17 protein-coding genes are annotated in these 17,278 nt (G+C 70.9%); 9 read left to right on the forward strand and 8 right to left on the reverse strand.

Translation table 11 applies throughout. The features are described from left to right. Positions 1-32 precede the first annotated feature (32 nt). Complete coding sequence (locus ACFC06_RS09955; RefSeq protein WP_375929396.1) at positions 33-818, reverse strand: electron transfer flavoprotein subunit beta/FixA family protein; 786 nt, start codon at positions 816-818, stop codon at positions 33-35. Positions 819-1,001: 183 nt separating this feature from the next. On the opposite strand from ACFC06_RS09955, the gene ACFC06_RS09960 reads away from it, so the two are divergent. From ACFC06_RS09960 to ACFC06_RS09980, 5 genes are all read left to right on the forward strand, one after another. Then, positions 1,002-1,790, forward strand: a complete 789-nt coding sequence (locus tag ACFC06_RS09960) for a class I SAM-dependent methyltransferase (protein ID WP_375929397.1) — start codon at positions 1,002-1,004, stop codon at positions 1,788-1,790. Beyond that, complete coding sequence (locus tag ACFC06_RS09965) at positions 1,787-3,319, forward strand: 1,4-alpha-glucan branching protein domain-containing protein (protein ID WP_375929398.1); 1,533 nt, start codon at positions 1,787-1,789, stop codon at positions 3,317-3,319. The genes ACFC06_RS09960 and ACFC06_RS09965 overlap by 4 nt, the downstream gene beginning before the upstream one ends. Then, on the forward strand, positions 3,316-4,569 hold the full coding sequence (locus ACFC06_RS09970) for a glycosyltransferase family 4 protein (RefSeq protein ID WP_375929399.1): 1,254 nt from the start codon (positions 3,316-3,318) through the stop codon (positions 4,567-4,569). The genes ACFC06_RS09965 and ACFC06_RS09970 overlap by 4 nt, the downstream gene beginning before the upstream one ends. Positions 4,570-4,699: 130 nt before the next feature. Beyond that, complete coding sequence (locus ACFC06_RS09975; protein WP_375929400.1) at positions 4,700-5,062, forward strand: STAS/SEC14 domain-containing protein; 363 nt, start codon at positions 4,700-4,702, stop codon at positions 5,060-5,062. 170 nt (positions 5,063-5,232) lie between these two features. After that, complete coding sequence (locus tag ACFC06_RS09980) at positions 5,233-7,185, forward strand: TerD family protein (protein WP_375929401.1); 1,953 nt, start codon at positions 5,233-5,235, stop codon at positions 7,183-7,185. Positions 7,186-7,190: 5 nt separating this feature from the next. On the opposite strand, the gene ACFC06_RS09985 is transcribed toward ACFC06_RS09980, so the two are convergent. Next, on the reverse strand, positions 7,191-8,465 hold the full coding sequence (locus tag ACFC06_RS09985; RefSeq protein WP_375929402.1) for a putative glycoside hydrolase: 1,275 nt from the start codon (positions 8,463-8,465) through the stop codon (positions 7,191-7,193). A gap of 174 nt (positions 8,466-8,639) precedes the next feature. Here ACFC06_RS09985 and ACFC06_RS09990 point away from each other — a divergent pair, with 174 nt between their 5' ends. Beyond that, entirely contained in the window at positions 8,640-9,641 is a 1,002-nt protein-coding gene (locus tag ACFC06_RS09990; RefSeq protein WP_375929403.1) for a polysaccharide deacetylase family protein, read from the forward strand. Between the two features lie 2 nt (positions 9,642-9,643). On the opposite strand, the gene ACFC06_RS09995 is transcribed toward ACFC06_RS09990, so the two are convergent. Then, positions 9,644-10,936: a PQQ-binding-like beta-propeller repeat protein gene (locus ACFC06_RS09995; protein WP_375929404.1), complete on the reverse strand. Its 1,293-nt coding sequence runs from the start codon at positions 10,934-10,936 to the stop codon at positions 9,644-9,646. Positions 10,937-11,060: 124 nt separating this feature from the next. On the opposite strand from ACFC06_RS09995, the gene ACFC06_RS10000 reads away from it, so the two are divergent. Continuing rightward, complete coding sequence (locus tag ACFC06_RS10000) at positions 11,061-11,807, forward strand: acyltransferase (protein WP_375929405.1); 747 nt, start codon at positions 11,061-11,063, stop codon at positions 11,805-11,807. 34 nt (positions 11,808-11,841) lie between these two features. After that, on the forward strand, positions 11,842-12,405 hold the full coding sequence (locus ACFC06_RS10005; protein WP_375929406.1) for a DUF1697 domain-containing protein: 564 nt from the start codon (positions 11,842-11,844) through the stop codon (positions 12,403-12,405). Here the strand turns inward: ACFC06_RS10005 and ACFC06_RS10010 are convergent. Both ACFC06_RS10010 and ACFC06_RS10015 read right to left on the reverse strand, forming a co-directional pair. Beyond that, complete coding sequence (locus ACFC06_RS10010) at positions 12,402-12,713, reverse strand: hypothetical protein (protein ID WP_375929407.1); 312 nt, start codon at positions 12,711-12,713, stop codon at positions 12,402-12,404. The two genes, ACFC06_RS10005 and ACFC06_RS10010, sit on opposite strands and share 4 nt — an antisense overlap. After that, positions 12,710-13,693, reverse strand: coding sequence for a helix-turn-helix transcriptional regulator (locus ACFC06_RS10015; protein WP_375929408.1), 984 nt, complete (start codon positions 13,691-13,693; stop codon positions 12,710-12,712). The genes ACFC06_RS10010 and ACFC06_RS10015 overlap by 4 nt, the downstream gene beginning before the upstream one ends. 107 nt (positions 13,694-13,800) lie before the next feature. Between ACFC06_RS10015 and ACFC06_RS10020 the strand changes: the two genes are divergently transcribed. Next, a complete protein-coding gene (locus ACFC06_RS10020; RefSeq protein ID WP_375929409.1) occupies positions 13,801-14,202 on the forward strand; it encodes a RidA family protein in 402 nt (133 codons plus the stop codon). A gap of 53 nt (positions 14,203-14,255) precedes the next feature. On the opposite strand, the gene ACFC06_RS10025 is transcribed toward ACFC06_RS10020, so the two are convergent. The 3 genes from ACFC06_RS10025 to ACFC06_RS10035 all read right to left on the reverse strand — a co-directional run bounded on the left by ACFC06_RS10025 (position 14,256) and on the right by ACFC06_RS10035 (position 17,277). After that, positions 14,256-15,434 carry a class I SAM-dependent methyltransferase gene (locus ACFC06_RS10025; protein ID WP_375929410.1) on the reverse strand — a complete coding sequence of 393 codons (1,179 nt, stop codon included), beginning with the start codon at positions 15,432-15,434 and terminating at the stop codon, positions 14,256-14,258. Continuing rightward, on the reverse strand, positions 15,435-16,412 hold the full coding sequence (locus ACFC06_RS10030; RefSeq protein WP_375929411.1) for a class I SAM-dependent methyltransferase: 978 nt from the start codon (positions 16,410-16,412) through the stop codon (positions 15,435-15,437). A gap of 88 nt (positions 16,413-16,500) precedes the next feature. Further along, positions 16,501-17,277: an enoyl-CoA hydratase-related protein gene (locus tag ACFC06_RS10035; protein ID WP_375929412.1), complete on the reverse strand. Its 777-nt coding sequence runs from the start codon at positions 17,275-17,277 to the stop codon at positions 16,501-16,503. Position 17,278 lies beyond the last annotated feature (1 nt).

Genomic DNA, 17,278 nt, shown 5'->3' on the forward strand with positions numbered 1-17,278 from the left:
TTTCTCCTAGGAAGTTCTCGGACGGGACCGGATCAGATGATCTTCTGGCCGGTGAGGTAGGTGGCGATCTGGTTGCCGCCCTCGCCCTCGTCCACGATCTTCTCGCCGGCGGTACGCGCGGGCTTCGGGGTGGCGGCGGTCACCGCGGTGCCCGCGTTGGCCACACCCACGGTCGACGGGTCGATGCCCAGGTCGGCCAGGGTGAAGACCTGAACTTCCTTCTTCTTCGCGGCCATGATGCCCTTGAAGGACGGGAAGCGCGGCTCGTTGATCTTCTCGTTGACCGAGACGATGGCCGGGAGGTTGGCCTCGAGCTTGAAGACACCCTCGTCGGTCTCGCGCTCGCCGGTGACCTTGTCACCGTCGACGGTGAGCTTGCGCAGGTGCGTCAGCTGCGGGATGCCCAGGTACTCGGCGATGATCGCCGGGATGGCTCCCGCGCGGCCGTCGGTGGACTCGTTGCCGGCGATGACCAGCTCCACGCCCTCGACCTGGCCCAGCGCGCCGGCCAGCACCCACGCGGTCTGCACGGCGTCGGAGCCGTGGATCGCCGGGTCGTTGATGTGGATGGCCTTGTCGGCGCCCATGGACAGTGCCTTGCGGATGGCCTCGGTGGCGCGATCCGGACCGGCGGACAGCACGGTGACCTCGCCGCCCTGCGCCTCCTTGATCAGCAGCGCTTCCTCGACGGCGCGCTCGTTGATCTCGTCGAGGACGGCGTCGGCGGCCTCGCGGTCGAGGGTGTAGTCACCATCGGTCAGCTTGCGCTCGGACCAGGTGTCGGGAACCTGCTTGATGAGTACGACGATGTTCGGCATCGGTCTTCGTCGACCTCCTTCTGGGACACGTGTGTGGTGGCCGCACGAGCGGAGCCGTACGTCCGGGTGAGAAATAGCTCAGGGCGGAACACTACCCCAAACTAAGTTACTCGTGGGTAACCTACGTGCGCAACAGGTCCCTGGCTCCTGTGGGAACCGGCGGTACCAGTAACGTCGGTACCCATGAGCGAGGCTGTGATCCCTGCCGCACCCGCGGCCGCCACACATGAACCACTCCCGTTGACCGGCGAGCGGACCGTGCCCGGCATCGCCGAGGAGAACTACTGGTTCCGTCGGCACGAGATCGCCTACGCCCGCCTGATCGACCGCTGCGCCGGCCTGACCGTGCTCGAAGCGGGCTCGGGCGAGGGCTACGGCGCCGACATGATCGCCGGCGTGGCCGCGCGTGTCGTCGGAGTGGACTACGACGACAGCGCCGTCGCGCACGTGCGCGCGCGCTACCCGCGCGTGGAGATGATCCAGGGCAATCTGGCCGCGCTGCCGCTCGAGGACGAATCCGTCGACGTGGTGGTGAATTTCCAGGTCATCGAGCATCTCTGGGACCAGGCGCAGTTCCTGCGCGAGTGCCTGCGGGTGCTGCGCCCGGGCGGGCAGCTGCTGATCAGCACGCCGAACCGGATCACCTTCTCCCCCGGCCGCGACACCCCGCTCAACCCCTTCCACACCCGCGAGCTCAATGCCGCCGAACTCACCGAACTGCTGGTGGAGGCCGGTTTCACGGTCTCGCAGATGCTCGGCGTGCACCACGGCGCGAGCCTGCGGGCGCTCGACGCCAAGCACGGTGGCTCGTTCATCGACGCCCAGATCGAGCGCGCGCTGGCCGGTGAGCCGTGGCCCGCCGAGCTCACCGCCGACGTCGCCGCGGTCACCGTCGACGATTTCGACCTGCGCGCCGGTGACATCGACGCCAGCCTGGACCTGGTGGCGATCGCCGAAAAGGCAAGGCGTTGACCGAAGTTCCGGGGCAGTTCACCCTCGTTCTGCATTCCCACCTGCCGTGGCTGGCCCATCACGGGCGCTGGCCGGTCGGCGAGGAATGGCTCTACCAGTCCTGGGCCGCGTCCTACCTGCCGCTGGTCCGGGTCCTGAAAAACCTTGCCGCCGAAGGTCGTTCGCACCTGCTGAGCCTGGGCATCACCCCGGTGCTCGCGGCCCAGCTCGACGACCCGCACTGCCTGGCCGGGATGCACCACTGGCTGGGCAACTGGCAGTTGCGCGCCGACGAGGCGTCGATGTCGGGCAATGCGGCGCTGGGCCGCCACGAACATCGGCTCGCGGCGACAGCGCTGACGGAATTCGAGCGCGACTGGCGCCACGGCGGGTCGCCGGTGTGGCGCTCGCTGATCGACGCCGACGCCATCGAACTGCTCGGCGGTCCGCTGGCCCACCCGTTCCAGCCGCTGCTGGACCCGCGCCTGCGGCAGTTCCAGCTCACCGAGGGCCTGGCCGACGCGCGGCAGCGCTGGGGCTCCACTCCGACCGGGATCTGGGCGCCCGAGTGCGGGTACACGCCCGGCATGGAGCTCGGTTACGACGCCGCCGGTGTGACGCATTTCATGGTCGACGGCCCCTCGCTGCGCGGCGACACCAGCCTCGGCAGGCCGGTGCGTGAGGCCGACGTGGTGGCCTTCGGCCGCGACCTCCAGGTGAGCTACCGGGTGTGGTCGCCCAAACAGGGCTACCCGGGCCAGGCCGCGTACCGCGATTTCCACCACTACGACCACGCGACCGGGCTCAAGCCCTCCCGGGTCACCGGCAAAACGGTGGCCGGTCCTGACAAGGCCCCTTACGATCCCGAACTCGCCGCGACAGCGGTCACCCGCGACGTCGCCGACTTCGTCGAGACCGTGCGCGCGCGACTCATCGAGGAGTCCGCGCGGATCGGGCGGCCCGCCCTCGTGGTGGCCGCCTTCGACACCGAACTGTTCGGCCACTGGTGGCACGAGGGACCGCAGTGGCTCGAGCAGGTGCTGCGCGCGCTGCCCGAGGCGGGGGTCACCGTGGGCACCCTCGCCGACGCCCGCGCCAACGGCTTCGTGGGCGAAGCGGTGCAGCTCAACGACTCGTCGTGGGGTTCGGGCAAGGACTGGCGGGTGTGGGCGGGCGACCAGGTCGCCGACCTCGTGGAGCTCAACGCCGAGGTCGTCCGGCTGGCGCTGGACACCCTCGACAAGACCCGCCGCGCCGATTCGCTGCGCGATCCGGTCGCCGACCAGTTGCTGCGCGAGGCCATCCTCACCGTGTCCAGCGACTGGGCGTTCATGGTCTCCAAGGACTCCGCCGCGGGCTACGCGCGCGATCGCGCGCACCAGCACGCGCACGCCGTGCGTGAACTCGCCGAGGCGATCGGGGCCGGTCAGTTCGCCAAAGCGGCCCGACTCGCGGCAGGATGGAGCGCGGCCGACGGATTCTTCCCGGGTCTGGACGCGCGGCGGTTGCCGAGCGCCGTCACCTCGGCCGCCGCTGAAGGATTCCGATGAAGATTTTGATGGTGTCGTGGGAGTACCCGCCGGTCGTGGTCGGCGGGCTCGGCAGGCATGTGCATCACCTGGCCGTGGAGCTCGCCGCGGCCGGGCACGAGGTGGTCGTGCTCGCGCGCAGGCCCACGGGCACCGACTCGATCACCCATCCCACCCACTCCTACATCGCCGACGGCGTGCTGGTGGTGGCGGTGGCCGAGGACCCGCCGTGCTTCGACTTCGGCGAGGACATGCTGGCCTGGACACTGGCCATGGGCCACGCGATGGTGCGCGCCGGGGTCGCCTTGGGCAAGCCGGGCGTCGGCGAGGGCTGGACCCCGGATGTCGTGCACGCGCACGACTGGCTGGTGGCGCACCCCTCGATCGCGCTGGCCGAGTTCTACGACGTGCCGCTGGTGGCCACCATCCACGCCACCGAGGCGGGCAGGCACAGCGGCTGGGTGTCGGGCCGGGTCAACAAGCAGGTGCACTCGGTGGAGTGGTGGCTCACCAACGAGGCCGACCAGCTCATCACCTGCTCGACCTCCATGCAGGACGAGGTGGAACGGCTCTACGGGCCGGAACTCTCGCCGGTCACGGTGATCCGCAACGGCATCGATGTGGGCGCGTGGACCTTCCGGCCGCGCGCACCGCGCTCCGGGCCGCCCAAGCTGCTGTATGTGGGCAGGCTCGAATACGAGAAGGGTGTGCAGGACGCCATCGCCGCGCTGCCGCGCATCCGCCGCGCCCATCCGGGCACCACGCTCACGATCGCCGGTGTCGGCACCCAGTTCGACTGGCTGCGTGAGCGCGCCCGGGTGCACCGGGTGGCGCGTGCGGTGAACTTCGTCGGAAGTCTGGGCCACGAGGAACTGCTCGGCTGGCTGCACGGCGCCGACGCGATCGTGCTGCCCAGCCGCTACGAGCCCTTCGGCATCGTCGCCCTAGAGGCCGCCGCCGCCGGGGTGCCGCTGATCGCCTCCACCGCCGGTGGGCTGGGCGAGGCCGTGATCGACGGTGTCACCGGGGCCTCGTTCGAGCCCGCCGACGTGGACGGCATCGTCGACGCCGCCCGCGCCGTCCTCGACGACCCCGCCACCGCCCAGGATCGCGCCTTCACCGCCCGCGAACGGCTCACCGCCGATTTCGCGTGGGACGTGGTCGCCGCCGAGACCGCCCAGGTCTACTCGGCCGCCAAGCGCCGGGTCCGCACCTCGCTGGGCCGCCCCGACATCGTCGAGCGGCCGCTGCCCGAACGCGACCCCAAGTAGTTCGCCTGCTCCCCGCCGACCGGTCCGGTCGGCGGCGCGCGATCGATTTCACCCGCAACGCATGACGCCGCCGCGTCGGCCCGGGCCTACCGTCACCGGTGACCAGCCCCGCCGCCGAAGGAGCCCTGCCATGCCCTTGCAGCCGATCCCCGACCTCCCCGCCGCGACCATCGGCTTCCGCGCCGTCGGCACCGTCACCGCCGAGGACTACACCACCGTCCTCGACCCCGCCATCGAGTCGGCCCTGGAACACGAACAGCCGGTCAACCTCGTCTACATCCTCGGCCCGGACTTCGACCGCTACTCCCTCGAGGCCCTGTGGCAGGACGCGAAACTGGTCCGCGTCCCCCGTAGCGCGTGGGGCCGCGTCGCCCTGGTCACCGACCACCGCGCCCTCGGCGAGGCCCTCCACCTGTTCCGCTTCCTGCTCCCCGCCGAGGTCCGCGTCTTCCCCACCGCCGCCGAGTCCGACGCCCTCGCCTGGATCGCCTGACCAGCCTCTCGCACCGCCGATGTTTCAAACGTGAGCTGTGTAACACTTCGGCAGCGGGCTCCGACACCCCTCGGCACGTCGCTGAATCGCGGTGTGCGGCAAGGGGGTCGGTGCGTGGGTCGGCGGCATCCCTTGCGGGTGAAGTCGTGCCGAGCCTCGAAGGGTGAGCTGTGTCGTTTCCGCTGTTGTCCAAGGGCCAGAACATCGCGCTGCCGGAGGATGTCGACCGCGTCGACATCGTGATCGGCTGGCTGGAACCGGGGATCGAGGTCGACGCCTCTGCCCTGCTGCTCGGCGCGGACCGGCGGGTGGGATCGGACGCGGACTTCGTGTTCTACAACCAGCCCGAGTCCTCCGACGGTTCGGTGCGGTTCCTCGGGACCAGCGCGACCGAGGAGGGGATGCAGGCCAGGATCTCCGTCGACCTGTCGGCGGTGCCCGCGACCGTGCACACCATCGCGCTGGCGGGCAGCGTCGGCAGCGGGACCTTCGGTGACCTCGGCAAGCTCTCGCTGCACGTCATCGACCCGGCGGGGCATTCGCTGGCCGAATACGTGACCGCCGACGCCGATACCGAGTCGGCGTTCGTGTTCGGTGAGGTCTACCGGCGCGACGGCGCGTGGAAGATCCGGGCCGTCGGGCAGGGCTGGGATTCCGGGCTCAGCGGGCTCGCGACGGACTTCGGCGTCGCCATCGACGACGAACCCACGCCCGAGGAAAACCCGCCGGTGGAGGCCGAACCCGCGCAGCCCGAGGTGGTCGAGAAGCCCACGCGCGCCACCGGTGTCCGCACCGCCAAGCGGCCGGTGCGCCGGGCCAAGCCGATCGAGTTCCGGCAGGCCGAGTCGGAGGGCTGGCAGCCCGCGCGGCTGTTCTCGGTCATCGGGGTCGGCGCGGGCGAGGAACAGGAACGGCGCACCACCTCCGCGCTGATCTCCACCATGCAGGCGGTGCGACCCTTCGCCCGCGCCATCTGTGCCCGGATGGGCGCTCCGGCAGGGGCTTTCGAGGGATACATCGAGGTCCAGTACGACGCGGGCGAGTCGAAGGTCATCCCCGATGCGGTGCTGAAGGTGAGCCGGGGCAGCAAGCAGTGGACCGGGCTGCTCGAGGTGAAGACCGGCAACGGCAAGCTCAAGAAGGACCAGCTCGAGAGCTACCTCGACATCGCCCGGCGCAAGAAGTACGACGTGGTGGTCAGCCTGTCCAACGACATCCCGGCGGGGCCGGGCGAACTGCCGGTGCAGGTCGACCGCCGCAAACTCACCAAAGTCGCGCTGCGGCACCTGTCCTGGGCCGAGGTGGCCCACGAGGCCAGGATGCTGCTCTCGCACGGCGGCATCGAGGACCCGTTGCAGACCTGGATCCTCGGTGAGTTCCTGCGGTTCCTCGACCATCCGCGTTCGGGCGCCGCGGAATTCGTCGACATGGGCAGGCACTGGGTGACCGTGCGCGACGCCGTCACCGCGGGCACCCTGCGGGCCGCCGACCAGAAGGCGCTCGCGGTGGCCGACACCTGGGTGTCGCTGAGCAGGCACCTCGCCCTGCGGCTGACCGCGGAACTCGGCGTCGAGGTCAAACACGTGCTCGCCCGCAAATTCCGGACCGATCCGGCCGCCCGCGCGGCCGCCGTGGCCGAGCACCTGGCCACCGACGGTTCCTTCGAAGCCGTCCTGCGCATCCCGGACACCGCCGGCGATCTCACCGTCGTCGCCGACATCCGCACCAACAAGATCCGCTGCCGCACCACCATCGCCGCCCCCGACGAGGGCACCGCCGCCCGCCGCGTCTCCTGGCTGACCAGACAGCTCACCGAGGCACCCGGCCGCCTGCAGATCGAAGCGGTCTTCGCCGAACGCGGCACCGAGACCTGCGAACACCTCGACACGGTCCGCGCCGACCCGAAGTCCCTCACCGCCGGCCGCACCACCCCCATCGTCTCGTTCACCCTCGAACAGACCTTCCCGATGGGCAACCGCCGCTCCGGCACCGCCACCAGCTTCATCACCAGCGTCACCACCGCCACCGACACCTTCTACGGCACCGTCGTCCAGCCCCTGCGCGAATGGGTCCCCGCCGCCCCGATCCAAACCGACATCACCCCGGCCGAACCCGCCGAGTAGCCGGCTCAGGCTGGGTGGATGCCGCCGCCGTGGTAGCGGGTCGCGGCGTTCCAGAGGAAGAAGCTGTCGATGCCCGCGTCGCGGGTGGCGGCTATCTGGGCGGCGATCTCGGCGTCGGAGTAGGTGACGCCGAGGCTGAAGTCCTGGAGCCAGGGGATGACGGCGGCGCCGGTGCCCGCGGTGGCGGTCTGGAAGTCGCGCAGCGAGCGCAGAACGATGTCGTAGGGCTGGGCGTTGGGGTCGGCGACGCCGTATTCGCCGGAGTTCCAGTGCGACGGATAGATCATGGGGGCCACGTAGTCGACGCTGCGGGCGATGAGCGGGATGTCCTGGGCGATCTGGTCGGGGCGGGTGGCGGCGATGCCGTAGACGGCGGCGCTCAGGTGCGCGCCCGCGCTGTGCACCGGGTAGCGGCTCTGGGCGAGGAAGTCGGCGACCGCGGTGGTGGGGGTGCCGGTGAGACCGGCGAAGTGCATGCTCGACAGGCTGCCGTCGGGGCGGCGCACGTAGTCGTACATGATGCCGTCGAAACCGAGGCGGGCGCCTTCCACCGCGAGATCGATGTTGTAGCGGCGCACCTCGTCGTTGGCCACATTGGTGAAGGCGATCGGGCCGTAGTGGCTGGAATACGGCTGCCCGGAAGGGTTCTGGACGACCCAGTCGGGTCGGCCGTTGTGCCAGGCCCACGCGGCGACGGTCGGATCACGGAAGGCGACGATGCGCCCGACCACCTGCAGGCCGAGATCGTGCAGTTGCTTCAGCGCCGAGGGCGCGTCGTAGATCGCGGCGACCGCACCGGATTCGCGGGCCAGCGGCACCTGCGAGTCGTAGCCGACGACGCCGTCCTCGTCCTTGATGTCGAGCTGCACGGTGTCGATGCGGCCCTGCCTGGCCAGGTCGAGCACCGCCTCGCGCAATCCCTCGTGCGACCAGGCGTGCGCGGTGACGTGCACCGCCCGCATCCGCGGCAGCGCCGTCGCGGTGACCACCGTGCTGCGGCTCTCGTTGCCCGCCGCGTCCACCGCGACGACCTCGAGCGCGGGCGCCCACGGCACCGAGAGTTCGAAGGCCCCGTCCGGACCGGGCGTGGCGCTCACCTCACCGACCGACACCCGCTGCGCGTCGGCGGCGGTGCCGCGCAACACGACCGGCGCGCGATAGGAACCGGGTTCGGCGGGCGCGACCTGAAGCATCGGCGCCAGGGCGTCCGCGGCGGGCATGCCCGCCGATCTGCTCAGCGCGAAGCCGGCCACCAGTGCCACCACGACCGCCGCGAGCACGGCGCCGCAGGCGATCGTCGCCCCTCGCCGTCGCGTGACCGACCCGAGCCGCAATCCCAACGCCCACACCGCCTTCCGGTCCTTCCGTCAGGCCACTATCCCGCAGACCGGGCGCGCACCGACGGATATTCGAAGATCGCAGGAAAACCTCGGCCGCCCCGTAACATTGCCCCGATGGCGGGTGGTCCGACGACGGTACTCCGAGTTCTGCTGCTCCTCGCGGTGACACTCACGGCGTGCACCGCGGAAAACGCGGCGGCGCCCGTCGAGCCGTCCGCGGCACCCGCGCCGGTGCCCGCCGCACCGCCCGATCCGGCCGCGGTCGCCGCCAATGAACTGGGTCTGGTTCCGGTGCTGATGTATCACCAGATCACCGCGAATCCGGCGGGCGAGTACGACCAGACCCCCGCCGAGTTCCGCGCCGAACTCGAACGGCTGTACCGGGAGAACTACCGTCCGGTCACCGCCGCGCAGTACGTCTCCGGCGAGATCGACCTCCCGGCCGGAACCCACCCCGTGGTACTCACCTTCGACGACTCCACCGACAGCCAGCTCGCCTTCACCGCCACCGGCGACATCGCCCCCGACAGCGCGGCGGGCATCCTCGCCGAATTCGCCACGCGCTACCCGGATTTCCGTCCGGTCGCCACCTTCTACGTCAACAACGAGCCCTTCGGCGCCGACCCGCGCGCGCTGCCCTGGCTGACCGCGCACGGGCACGAGATCGGCGCGCACACCGCCGACCACGCCGACCTGGCGAGCCTGGACGCCGAGGGCGTGCAGCGTCAGCTGGTGCGGAACGTGCGCGCGATCACCGCGGCCGCGCCGTCGGTCACCGTGCGCACCATGGCCCTCCCGCTGGGCATCCACCCCCGCGACCACGCCCTGACGCGCGCGGGCAGCTGGGACGGCACCTCCTACACCTTCGACGCCGTCATGCTGGTCGGCGCCAACCCCGCCCCCGCCCCGTACGGCCCGCTCGACCCCGGCGGCATCCCGCGCATCCGTTCCGGCCGCGGCGCGGTCCCGTTCGACTCGGCCTACTGGCTGGACTGGCTGGCCGCCCACCCCGAACAGCGCTACACCGCCGACGGCGACCCGGCGCGCGTCTCCTTTCCCCGGCAGCTCGCCGGCGACCTCGACGCCCGCTGGTCGGCCCCCGCCAACCCGTACTGAGCTCAGACCTCCGGGGCGAAGGCGAAGATCTCGCCGAGGCGGGTGGCCACCACGACCTCGCCCTCGGGGCCGATCGACGGGCCGTTGACGGTGCCGGTGGCGTCGGGGAGGTGGTCGGAGTCGAGGGTCTCGCCGGTGGTGGTGTCGAAGGTGATGAGGTTGAGGCCCGCGCCGATGGCCGCGACGGTGTAGCCGACACCGCCGGTGGTGAGGGCGGGGGTGCCGCGCAGGGCGAGATCCTTGCGTTCCCAGACGAGTTCGGCGGCCTCGCCGGTGTCGCGCAGGGCCGTCAGGTGACCGTCGTCGCCCGCGGGGACGATCAGCCCGTCGGCGAGCGCGATGCCGCCGCGCGGGGTCCAGCCCAGCGTGTGGGTCCAGCGGGTGCTGCCGTCCTCGGTGTCGACCGCGATGAGCCTGCCGCTGTTGTCACCGAGGTAGACGGTGTCGCCGTCGGCGGAGAGGGTGGGGCTGGTGGCGCTGCCGCCGGTGAGCATCTCCGCGCTCCAGTCCTGGGTCACCTTGCCGTCGGCGTAGCGCATCGCGCGCAGGGCGGCGGCGGCCTTGCCGGGCTCCCAGACGGTGACGTAGAAGCGGCCGGTGGCCGGATCGACGGCGGTGGTGTTGGCGACCGCGCAGCGCGGGCCGCCGGTCTCGCAGTCGTCGAGGCCGTCACCGGAGGCGGGCCTGGTCAGGCCGGGGAACTGCAGGAAATCGGGCTCGCCGAGCAGTTGCAGGGTGGGCAACTCGCGGCCGCCGGTCTGGCGGCTGAGCACGTCGACCTGGCCGGACTGGGTCACCGTGAGGACCTTGCCGTCACCGGTGAACTGGATCGCCACCGGGACCCCGGCCACCGGCGTGCGCCAGCGCGGCTGGCCGAGGTAGTTGAACGAGTTCACCGCGCCGTCGTCGCCGACGTAGACATTGCTCACCCCGTCGACCACGGTCGGCGCCTGGATCGTCGAGGGTCCGAGCTGATTGCAGAAGCGCTTGCGGCCGGTGCGCATCTGATAGGAGAAGACCGCGCAGTTCGCGGTGCTCGTGGTGACGAACATCTGCCCCTCGGGACCGATGGTCAACGGCTGCGCGATCGGCCCGCCGACCGGCCGTGACCAGCGCAGCGCCACCGCCTTCGCGCCGTCGAGGGGGGCGGCACCGGTATTGCCGCCGTCGTGATGCACGGCGGGCCAGCCCTTTCCGGCGCCGACGGTGATGTCGTCCACATCGGTTCCGCACCCGGCCAGCGCCACCACTCCGGCGGCAGCGAGCGAGGCAACGACGCGAGTCCGGGTTCGCACCTGCTGATCTCCCTGGGTAATCGGGGTAGGGCACTGTTGGTGTGCGCTGACGAAAGTACTCTGTGTACCCGATGACCGAATCCCCGGGTGGCAGGCCCGGCGGATCACGACGGGAGAGTACTTCGTGACGAGCATGTGGGGTGCGCCACTGAGCGCGCGCTGGCGTGGATCGCGCCGCAGGGATCCGCAGCAGGCCCGCTTCCTGACCAGGGACTCGTTGCGCTGGGTGCTCGCCAACCGCGCCTACACCCCGTGGTACCTGGTGCGCTACTACCGGCTGGCCAAGTTCCGCCTGGCCAACCCCCACATCGTGCTGCGCGGGATGGTCTTCCTCGGCCGCAATGTGGAGATCCACGCGACCCCCGGCTTCGCCCGCATGGAGATCGGTCGCTGGGTGCACATCGGCGACGGCAACGCCATCCGCTGCCACGAGGGTTCGCTGCGCATCGGCGACAAGGTGGTGTTCGGCAAGGACAATGTCGTCAACACCTACCTCGACATCGAGATCGGCGAATCCACCCTGGTCGCCGACTGGTGCTACATCTGCGACTTCGACCACAAGATGGACGACATCACCCTGCCCATCAAGGACCAGGGCATCGTCAAGAGCCCTGTCCGCATCGGCCCGGACACCTGGATCGCGGCCAAGGTGACCGTGCTGCGCGACACCCGCGTGGGTCGCGGCTGCGTGCTCGGCGCGCACGCCGTGGTGCGCGGGGACGTGCCCGACTACAGCATCGCCGTCGGCGCGCCCGCCAAGGTCGTCAAGAACCGCAAGGTCGCCTGGGACGCCACCGCCGAGGAACGCGCCGCCTACCTGGCCGCCCTGGCCGACATCGAGCGCAAGAAGAACGCCGCCGCCGAGGCCTGATCCGCCGGGCCGGTCACGGTCGTGGAGTCTGTCGGTGGGTGTGGGTAGCGTCGGCGGCGTGGAGAGCTATGCGGCGCTGCTGCGCGGGATCATGCCCACCAATCCCAACATGAAGAACGAGAAGCTGCGCGGGGTGTTCGATGGGCTCGGTTTCGACCGGGTCGCCTCGGTGCTGAGCAGCGGCAACATCGTCTTCCGCACCGGCGACGACCCGGCCGACCTGGAGGATCGCATCCAGCAGGGCCTGGTCACCGAGCTGGGCATCCCCGGCGGCACCATCGTCCGCAGCCACGCCGTGCTGCGCGCCCTGCTCGACCGCGACCCGTTCGAGGGCCTGCCCCACGAACGCGGCTCCTACCTCACCGTCACCTTCTTCAAGCACGAGATGCGTGACGCCGACACCACCGCCTTCACCGACGACCCGCTCACCCGCGTCATCGGCTACGACCCCGAGGCCCGCGCCTTCCTCACCGTCATCGACAACAGCACCGGCGCGACCCCCGATTTCATGGCCCGCCTGGACAAGACCTACGGCAAGGACATCACCACCCGCACCTGGCTCACGGTGCAACGGGTGGTGAAGAAGATCGAGGGTTAGAGCCCGCCCAGGGCGATGCGGGCCTGGTCGACTTCGGCGCGCAGGGGGTCTTCGGAGGGGTCGTCGGCTTCGGGTGGGGCGGGGTCGGTCGGGTAGTCGCGGACTTCGGAGTCCACGCCGTCGAGGATCCAGGCGAAGTCCTCGCCGACCTGTTCGCCGTTGGTGGTGGCGAGGCGGCGGGCGGATCGCCATTCGGTGAGGAAGTCGGCGCGGGTCATCTCGCCGTCGGCGTAGGTTTCCATCAGGGTGAGTTGCTCGGCGACGGCGCTGTCGTCGTCGACATCGGCGGGGGTGTGCCAGACGGTCATCGGGGGCCTTTCGGAGTGTCGTAGTGGGTGGCGAAGGCGGTGGCGCGGTCGCGCAGGGCGGTGCGCAGGGCCGGTGGGGACAGGGCTTCGGCGGCGGTGCCGAGCTGCCACAGGGCCCATTCGGCGTGCCGGGCGTCCTGGAAGGCGACCTCGAGGCGCAGCAGGCCGTCGGGGGTGGGTTCTTCGGCGAGCACGGCCAGTGCGGTGCCGACGAGTTCCTCGCGGCGCGCGGGGGCGAGCAGGAGTTCGACGGTGAGCTGCGCGCCACCCGCGCGGAAACGGGTGCTGCGGTCCTGCCAGGCGCGGTCCAGGTCGACGCGGGCCGGGCGCTGGGCCGGTTCGGCCAGTTCCTCGGCGACGTGCACCCGGGCCAGCCGGTAGGTGCGGTCCTCGCCGGATCGGGTGGCCAGCAGGTAGCCCTGGTCGCGGACGACGACCAGGCCGATCGGGTCGACGGTGCGCCACCGCGGCGGCTGGTCGACGGCCGCGTAGTGGATGCGCAGCTTGTGACCGGCCAGGACCGCGCGCCGGACCTCGGCCAGGATCGAGACGGGCACCTCTTCGACGACCTGCCTGCGGGCGAGCAGATCCGCTTCGGGTTCGATGAGCAGGCGCTGCGCCACATCGGTGGCGGTGTCGCGATAACTCTCGGGCAGCGCGTCGACCACCTTGAGCATGGCCGAGGCCAGCGCCGAGCCGAGCCCGAAAGCCTGGGCGCCCCGGCGTGATCCGGCGATCAGCAGGGCCAGGGCCTCGTCGTGGTTGAGGCCGGTGAGTTCGGTGCGGAAACCCGGCAGCAGGGCGAAGCCGCCGTGCCTGCCGCGTTCGGTGTAGACGGGCACCCCGGCCGTCGACAGCGCCTCGATATCGCGCAGGACGGTGCGCGTCGACACCTCCAGTTCGGCGGCCAGCTCGGCCGCTGTCAGCCTGCCGCGCCGGCGCAGCAGCAGCACCAGCGCCACCAATCTGTCCGCGCGCACACCGGAAAAACTAGCACCGAATACACGACACAAGATGTCGTGATTCGCTGTGAGGCTTGCTCCCACGACGTCGAGGGACGTCGGTCACCGAATCGAATGGAGCTGATGTGGCAGCGCAACGTACGGCCGTCAACCCTGTGGACTGGTCGCTCGAGCTGGGGTTCAACCAGGGCGAGCTCGTCACCGGGGCGACCCGCACCCTGTACTGCTCGGGACAGACGGCCATGAACGCCGAGGGCAAGCCCGAACACCCCGACGACCTGCCCGCCCAGCTGGCCCTGAGCCTGGACAACGTCGAAGCCGTCCTCACCGAGGCGGGCATGACCCTCACCGACCTGGTCCGCCTCAACGTCTACACCACCGACGTGGACCTGCTCTTCCAGCACTACGGCATCCTCGCCGCCCGCCTCGCCACCGCGGGCGCGGCCCCGGCCACCACCATGCTCGGCGTCACCCGCCTGGCCATCCCCGGCCAACTCATCGAACTCGAGGCCACCGCCGTCGACTGACCCACACCCGCCGCCTCCGCACCCCGGAGGCGGCGGTCCGGCCGCCGTGCTCGTCAGGCGCGCGACGCAGGGGCACTCGCCGTGCACAGGAAGGCGACGCCGGTGCGGCCGATGCGGGTGATCACCAGGGTGTACGGGTGGGAGCCGCGGAGTTTGAGTTTTTTGCGCAGGGCGTCGGGGTCCAGGTCGATGCCGCGGACGAGGATTTCCAGGGAGCCGCAGTCGCGGCGGGACAGTTCCTGGCGGAGGGTTTTCTCGCGGAGGTCGAAGCGGTCTTCGATGTGGAAGCCGCGGACGCCGGGTGGGACGGTGTCGCCGGTGAGGTAGGCGATCTGTGGGTCCAGTTGCCAGAGGCCGTGTTTCGCGGCGTAGTGGCGGACCAGGCCCGCGCGCACGATCGCGCCGTCGGGGTCGATGATCCAGTCGCCGGGGGCGCGGTCGGGGATGTCGTCGGGGTCGGTGTCGGTGAGGGTGGTCGCGCCGCCGTGGGAATCGAGGACGGTGGCACGGCGGGTGACACCGGGTTCGGTGAGACCGGGCGACCACAGGCACGCCTCGCGCACCGCGCCGTCGAGGGAGACCACCTCGATCTCGCCGTCCCAGCCGAGCCGATCGAAATCCAGGCCGGGCGCGGATTTCACGGCGATGTCGCGGCCCGCGTAGGCGGCCAGCAGATCGGGCAGTGGCGGCTGGAGTTTGGCCGGATCGTAGGTGCGGCGGCCGTCGGCGCGCCGGGCCGGATCGGCGATGATCACGGTGTCGTGGGAGGTGGGGGTCAGGGCGTCGGCCCTGGCCAGCACGACCGGCGCGATACCGAGGTTGTGCGCGGCGATGGCGAGGCGGACCTCGTCGAGATCGCTGCCGATGACCGCCGGGCAGGTGCGCGCCAGCTCAGCCAGCTCGGCACCGATCGAACAGGTGACATCGTGGACCGCGCGACCGGCCAGCCGACCGGCCCGATGCCGGGCGACCAGCGCGGGCGTGGCCTGCTGCAAGGCGTCGTCGGTGAACAGCCAGTCACCGGACCCGGGCAGCTTCGCGACGGCCTTGCGCCGCAACCGCACCGTCTCGACGAGGGCGGCGGTGTGTTCGCCGTGGGTGCGGCGCACCTGCTCGATATCGCGCAGGTGCGTCGCGGGGGTCAGCTCCAGCCGGTCGACCTCGGCGAGCGCGGCACGGCCTGCCGCGCTGCCGAGATAGGCGATGTCGTCGCGGCCGAAGCGGTAGCCCACCTACTTCTGCGCGGCGCCCGGCTTCACGCCGGTGATCATCGCGTTGTAGAAGAACTCGCGGGGCACGACCTTGCGCAGGACGTTCTCGTCGAGCCAGCTCAGGCCCAGCCACGCGCGGTACTGCGCCATGCGGTAGCCCACGGTCAGCTTCTCGTCGGGGACGGCGGCCTCGAAGGTGCGCACCGGCCAGCCCCACAGGGCGGCGGCGAATTCCTCGGTGGTGGCCTTGACGTCCACGGCACCGGCCGACTTCGCCTTCTTCTCCAGCTCGCTGGGATCGAAGGTGTGCAGGTCGACGACGGCCTCGAGCGCGGCGGCGCGCGAGGACTCGTCCAGCTCGGTCTGCGGACGGCGCCAGCCGGACAGGAACGGCAGCTTGGTGACCTCGGTGGTCACCTTCCAGGTCACCTGGCCGAGCTTGCGGGCGTAGAAGTTGCCGACGGTGGTCGGTTCACCGGCGAACACGAAACGGCCGCCCGGCTTGAGCACGCGCAGGCACTCCTTGAGCGCCAGCTCCACGTCGGGGATGTGGTGCAGCACGGCGTGGCCGCAGACCAGGTCGAAGGTGTCGTCGTCGTAGGGGATGGTCTCGGCGTCGGCGACGCGGCCGTCGACATCGAGACCGAGGTTCTCGGCGTTGCGCAGCGCCACCTTCACCATGCCGGGCGAGAGGTCGGTGACCGAACCCGACTTGGCCACGCCGCCCTGCATGAGGTTCAGCAGGAAGAAACCGGTGCCGCAGCCGAGCTCAAGGGCCCGCTCGTAGGGCAGCGGGGCCTCGCCCACGGCCAGGTCGAACCGGCCGCGCGCATACGCGATACAGCGCTCGTCATAGGAGATCGACCACTTGTCGTCGTAGGTCTCCGCTTCCCAGTCGTGATACAGGACCTGGGCGAGTTTGGTGTCCTTCAGCGCTGCTTCGACCTCGGCCTCGGTGGCATGCGGGTTCGGCGCCGGGTCATCGGGGTGGACCGTCATAACAGCACAGCGTAATAGGAGACCCTCAGCACGCGGTGAGCGGTCTTGTTTCCGGCCGTTCCACCTGGTCGGTCGACCGGGACTCCACTCAATGTCCGGTGAACACGGCGCTGTTCGGGCCTTCGGCGGCGAAGGCGCGGGTGCCGGTGCGGGCGTCGTCGGTGTCGAACAGGGCCGACCATTCGGTGACCGCCGTCGAGTGGCCGTGCGGGCCCGCTTCGAAGACCGCTTTCGCGGCCGCGAGGGCGCGGGGCGCGGCGGTGACGAACTGTTCTGCCCAGCGGCGGGCGGCGGTCAGGACGTCGTCGGGGGCGACGACCTCGTCGACCAGACCGAGCGCCGCGGCCTCCTCGGCGTCGACGAAACGGCCGGTGTAGACGAGGTCCTTGGCCCGGCTCGCGCCGATCAGCTGGGTGAGTCTGCGGATGCCCGACAGCGGGATCAGGCCCGCCTTGATCTGCGGCAGGCCGAGCTTGACATTGTCGCCGATGATCCGGTGGTCGGCGCCCAGCGCCAGCTCGAGCCCGGCGCCGAGGCAGTAGCCGGTGATCGCGGCGACGGTCGGCTGCGGGACCCGGGTCAGGCAGCCCAGCGCGCTCTGCAGGTCGGCGGCCATGGCGGCGGCCTGACCGGAGTCGAGCTCGGCGAGCTCGCGCATCTCGTCACCCGCGCTGAAGACCCGCTCGTCACCGGAGACGATGAGCGCGGCCACCCCGGGATGCTGGGCCACCGTCGCCGCCGCCGCGGCCACCTCCCTGGCCAGCTGGGCGTCGACGAGGTTCAGCGGCGGACGATCGATGCGCAGCAGCGCGACGCCGCGAGCGGAAGGCTCGGCGGGCAGCTCGAGGGTGACGAATTCGGCCATG

It is taken from the genome of Nocardia sp. NPDC056064, from assembly GCF_042266925.1.
Classification (GTDB): Bacteria; Actinomycetota; Actinomycetes; order Mycobacteriales; family Mycobacteriaceae; genus Nocardia.